This is a genomic window from Herminiimonas sp. (assembly GCF_030645555.1).
Taxonomy (GTDB): Bacteria; Pseudomonadota; Gammaproteobacteria; order Burkholderiales; family Burkholderiaceae_D; genus Oxalicibacterium.
The window spans coordinates 1-4,975 of the sequence record NZ_JAUSME010000336.1 but is presented as its reverse complement, the minus strand read 5'-3'; the positions used below and the strand labels follow the sequence as shown (position 1 = coordinate 4,975).

Annotated in this window: 5 protein-coding genes; 1 reads left to right on the top strand and 4 read right to left on the bottom strand. The window is 55.5% G+C overall.

From position 1 onward, the window contains the following. Positions 1 to 245 precede the first annotated feature (245 nt). Positions 246 to 1,301 (top strand): 6-phosphofructokinase, encoded by a 1,056-nt coding sequence (locus Q7T06_RS12555; RefSeq protein ID WP_304785144.1) that lies wholly within the window; start codon positions 246 to 248, stop codon positions 1,299 to 1,301. Positions 1,302 to 1,419: 118 nt separating this feature from the next. On the opposite strand, the gene Q7T06_RS12550 is transcribed toward Q7T06_RS12555, so the two are convergent. From Q7T06_RS12550 to Q7T06_RS12535, 4 genes are all read right to left on the bottom strand, one after another. Beyond that, positions 1,420 to 1,884: a VOC family protein gene (locus Q7T06_RS12550; protein ID WP_304785143.1), complete on the bottom strand. Its 465-nt coding sequence runs from the start codon at positions 1,882 to 1,884 to the stop codon at positions 1,420 to 1,422. A 234-nt stretch (positions 1,885 to 2,118) separates the two neighbouring features. Continuing rightward, positions 2,119 to 3,435, bottom strand: coding sequence for an oxalate/formate MFS antiporter (gene oxlT, locus Q7T06_RS12545; RefSeq protein ID WP_304785142.1), 1,317 nt, complete (start codon positions 3,433 to 3,435; stop codon positions 2,119 to 2,121). 657 nt (positions 3,436 to 4,092) lie between these two features. Next, positions 4,093 to 4,611: an SET domain-containing protein gene (locus Q7T06_RS12540; protein ID WP_304785141.1), complete on the bottom strand. Its 519-nt coding sequence runs from the start codon at positions 4,609 to 4,611 to the stop codon at positions 4,093 to 4,095. Between the two features lie 152 nt (positions 4,612 to 4,763). Then, on the bottom strand, positions 4,764 to 4,975 hold a 212-nt coding region (locus Q7T06_RS12535; protein WP_304785140.1), incomplete at its 5' end, for a cupin domain-containing protein.

Sequence of the window (4,975 nt, the reverse complement as noted above, 5' to 3'; positions counted from 1 at the left end):
AAATCAAATCGACCTGACATTTAAGTACAATTCAACGAGGTCTCTCGATTCACAACAAACAAAAATTAGCTGTCCAGAATTAATAATGGATGGGGGAGCCACAAAACTAAAAAGCCTAATTTTGCACATTAGGCTTTTTGTTCATTTGGCACATGGAAAAACTACATACGAAGCAGTAGAGGAATCCCCTCATGCGCACTATCCATGGATAATCGAGTCATTCCACCAACAATAAAAGGACCACCATGCGCATAGGCATACTGACCGGCGGCGGCGATGCGCCGGGCTTGAACGCTGTCATCCATGCGGTTGCCCATGCCTTGCTGCAGCAGGATGGCATAGAGCTGCTGGGCATAGAAGATGGCTTTCTCGGCTTGATCGAGCGGCGCACGCGCCCACTCGACTGGCAGGCAGTCAGCGGCATCGCCACGCTGGGCGGCACTGTGCTGGGCACCAGCAACCAGGTCAGCCCGGTTTCTTACCAGGGCCGCGACCGCCGCGATGACGTGCTGAACTATGCGCGCGCGATCGGCCTGGATGGCGTGGTTGCGATAGGCGGCGATGGCACGATGTTCATCGCCGATGCGCTCAATCGTCATGGCTTGCCGATGATAGGCGCACCCAAGACCATCGATAACGATATCGCGCATGTCGAGCGCAGCGTCGGCTTCGATACTGCAGTCGCGACCGTGACCGAGGCGATAGACCGCATACGCAGCACGGCGCAAAGCCACAGCCGCGTGATGCTGGTCGAGACGATGGGACGCAACGCCGGCTGGCTGGCGCTGGAAGCAGGCGTGGCGGCGGGCGCCGACATCATCCTGTTGCCGGAAATTGAATACGAGCTCGACGCAATCGCTGCCGCCTGCCGCGCGTGCATGGCCAGGCAGCGTCATGCGATCGTCTGCGTGGCCGAAGGCGCGAAGCCGCGCGGCGGCCAGGCTACCGTGCGCACCCGCATAGAAAGCTCCCCGGACCCGATACGCCTGGGTGGCGTGGCCCATGTTTTAACGGCGCAGCTCACGCCGCTGCTGGCGGCAGAAGTGCGCGCCACAATACTCGGCCATGTGCAGCGCGGCGGTGCGCCTACCCCGGGCGACCGAGTACTGGGCGCGCAGCTGGGCGTTGCCGCAGCCGACCTGGTGCGGGCCGGTGCGTGGGGCAATATGGTTGCGCTTGAACAGGGAAGCCTAGGGCACGTTGCACTGGGCGAAGTCAGCGGCCGGACGCGCCATGTGCCGGCCGATCATCCGCTGATACACGCGGCGCGACGCCTGGGCGTCTCGTTCGGCGATGCCTGATTAGATAACTAAACTGGATAAAAAAGGACTCCTTCGGGAGCCCTTAGTGTGTTGCATCCGCCGGTTGAATCCAAGACCCAAAGCGGACATCAGCTATGCCTTGTTGCCTGCACCGATGTTACGGCGTATCAGAAAATGCGCTGGCCATGAATGCATCCAACTCATTTTCTTCGAGTAACTCGATGGAGAAATTTCCGAAGCGTTTTGGCAACCAGATAATTCTGGCACCGCTTGGCGAGTTGAGATTATCTCGAGCAAGCGGCTTTCCATTTTCATCCTCTGGTTGAACTCCAGCTATTAATAGTTCGTCGTAGGCGGCTTCGATGTCCGGCGTGGAATAGCAATGGCGGTAGATGGTTCCTTCACCGCTGGCCTCTAGCAAGTCTTTCAGGCCGCCGCAAATCGGCTGCACCAGCATGAAGCGCTCTTCTCCAAACATGACGATTGCATACCGCACATGAAGACCTCCGCGCTCCCAGACTAGTGTTTTCGAGATTCTGGCTTTAAACAGTTTTGCGTAGTAATCGCATGCCGTCTCCAAATCTCTGACCAACACATCCACATGACTGAACTTCAGTTTCATTTGCTATCACTCTACGTGTGGTTGGAAAATTCACATTCAGTCGGAACCGGGAAGTTCGTGAATGATTAAAGGCTGTCCCGGCATTATGCCCGGCGCTACTGGTTCTGATCTGCGATGCGATGACACTATTGTCGCCTTTCAGAGAATACCTGCTCCTCCAGAAATGGATGAACTGCGCAAAAAAAAGGGCTCCCGAAGGAGCCCTGAAAGTTGAGACCGGGTATTACAGGGGAATCAGGCGCGTGCAGTTGCGGAGATACCGGCAGCTGCATTCTCTTTCTGCAAGAGATCCTTGGAGAACGCGACGTGTTTCTTCAGCGTAGGGCGCAAGACCACAATCGCCAGGAAGGCTGCAGTCAAGTCCATACAGGCGACCGTGTACAGCACGGTGGACCAGGTGCCGGTAGCTTCCATCATCAGGTTGCCGACTGGTACAAACAATGCGCCGATACCTTTGGCGGTGTACAGCACGCCGTAGATCTTGCCGATGTGCTTGGTGCCGAATGCATCGCCAGCCAGAGCCGAGAACAGTGAGTAGACTTCGCCCCATGCCAGGAACACGACGCCGGACAGGATCAGGAAGGCCCATGGGTTGGAACCGAAGTAACCCAGAGCGATGATGCCCAGACCTTCCAGTGTGAAGGCGATGACCATGGTTTTTTCACGGCCGATGTTGTCCGAGATCCAGCCAAACAATGGACGCGAGATACCGTTCATGATGCGATCCAGCATCAGGGCCAGCGGCAACGCTGCCATGACGAAGAAGTGCATGTCGACCTTGAATTCCTTGACGCCCAGATCCTGTGCGATCACGCCCAGCTGTGCCACTGCCATCATGCCGCCGGTAACGACGCAGATGAACATGAAGAACATGAGCCAGAACAGTTTGGTGTTCAGCGCTTCTTTCAATGTGTAGTCACGGGTAGCCTGCACCAGCTTGGCCGACGCACTGACTTCACCCTTGTTAGGCGAACGCAGGAACCATGCGGCGATGAATGCCAGCGAGCCTTGCAGGATGCCGAAGAACAGGAAGGTTTCCTGGAAGCCCGACGATTCGATCATTGCTGCGATAGGCAGAATCGTGGCAGCAGAACCAGCACCGTAACCACCAGCGGTCAAGCCAACTGCCAGGCCGCGACGGTCCGGGAACCATTTCAACGCATTGTTGATACAGGTTGCGTAGATGGAACCAACGCCAACACCACCGAAGGCTGCGCCGATGTAGAAGCCGGCGAGCGTGGTTGCTTGCGAGTTGATGTACCAAGCCACACCGATGAAGACAGCGCCGAAGGCAACCATCAGACGTGGGCCGAGTTTGTCGATGAAGTAACCTTCAATCGGCGCGAGCCAGGTCTGGACCAGGACAAAAATCGTAAATGCGATCTGGATCTCTGCGCGAGCCCAGCCGAACATGCCTTGAATTTCCGGCACGAAGAGCGTCCATGCATACTGGATGTTGGCGGTTGCGATCATGCAGACGACGCCGACGATCAGCTGTATCCAGCGTGTTTTATCGGAAGACCCCGATAGATTTTGTGTTGCTGCGTTCATTTGTGTTCCTCATGTCACTTGATTGTTTTGCTGTGCAAAAACAAACCAGGATTGGTGATTGATATATGCCTGCAGCGAGCTGCGCAGACATATGCAAAATATATTTTTGGTAAGGCGGCCATCTTGCTGGACCGGTCGTATGCCGTTCCGCCTTCCGCCGCGTGATCCGTTTGGGATCGCCCTGGCGACTTGGTTTAATGCGGTACCACACTTCGTTTTCGTGAAAACCAATGTCCGGGCTGGTGGCCCCAACCTTGCCAGATCGTTGTCTATCAGATCAGGAAAGCACGTCACTGATTCTCATGATCAGGTGACGTTATTGTTAAGATTGCGTGACGATACGGATTTGTCCGGCGGCCATCAATACGTAATACTACGTAAGCGTGCTACGGGTTTATACGTAGTGCCTGCATGGCGGGAAGCCTTATCCAGAGCCACTTTGCAGCGAACCCGTAGCTGCCGGCATGCGTGGCTGGACTGCCGCCGGCATCAGGCTTGCCGATACAGTTGCTGATATTTTTTTGGTGGTGGAACGCGCAAACTTGCGCGTGACAGAAGCAGGGCAAGCGCCTGCTGCACCGCTGGCAGCAAGATGATGGATAACTTGTTTTCGTGCAGTCGGGTTTTGCGTTAATTCAATTAACGCAGGGGCATTGCCTATTTTGCGAGTGCTTTTTGTGCGCGGTATCTGGCAGAGCGCTTGGGCATCAGCATCGATCCGCTGCAACCAGACGCGCCGCAATGGCATGCGAACGCGCGCTTGACTGCAGGTGTATGACGTTCTTCATAGATCAGCGCGTAGTCGTAACTCAGTTCTTCGCCGGCTTCGATTTCCATCAGCGCATAAATATAGACACGGCCGTCTTCATGTTCCACCGCTTCACACTTGGGCTCGCAGGAATGATTGATGAAGCGCGCTTCATTGCCGCCGCTACCGCCATCGATGCTGCGGCCATCGTTGAGGCTGAAGAAGTAAGTGTGGTTCAGCGGGCCTTTCGCATCCGCCCGATCCAGCGCCTGCTCCCATTGAATCCGCTCGCCCTGATATTCGATGATGCAAGCACCAGGCGTGATCGTGCTGCGGGCAAAAATGCCGGTGCCGTGTATGGTCGAGGTTTTGACTATGTACAGCGGTGCAGGCGCATCGTCGATAGCGCAAGCGGATAAGGTTTTCAATTTGATTCGGTTTCTGGTTGGAACGCAGACAGAAATTTTACCGGGAAGAGATATAGCGCGGATAAGAAACGGATAAAAATACTGGCAGGTAGCGGCGAGAAATGCCGGCACACTATCCTGCGGCGGGTGTTTACATCAGGGCATGAATGAAATCAAAACGTCGCCGGCGAATTGACCCATAAAACACGCGCGACATCCTTGCCAACATTGCTGTAGCCGTGCGGCAGACTACTAGGAAAGGTAAACGAATCGCCAGGGCCTATGGTGTAATGCTCTTCACCAAGACGCAACTCCAGCGTGCCCTCAAGCACATAGCCGACTTCTTCGCCCACATGTTCGATCTGGCCATCGCTGGCCGGTCCAG

Excerpts from the sequence above, each read along its gene's own strand:
- oxlT (WP_304785142.1), bottom strand. The coding sequence starts at position 3,435 with ATGAACGCAGCAACACAAAATCTATCGGGGTCTTCCGATAAAACACGC.
- Q7T06_RS12550 (WP_304785143.1), bottom strand. The coding sequence starts at position 1,884 with ATGAAACTGAAGTTCAGTCATGTGGATGTGTTGGTCAGAGATTTGGAG.
- Q7T06_RS12555 (WP_304785144.1), top strand. The coding sequence starts at position 246 with ATGCGCATAGGCATACTGACCGGCGGCGGCGATGCGCCGGGCTTGAAC.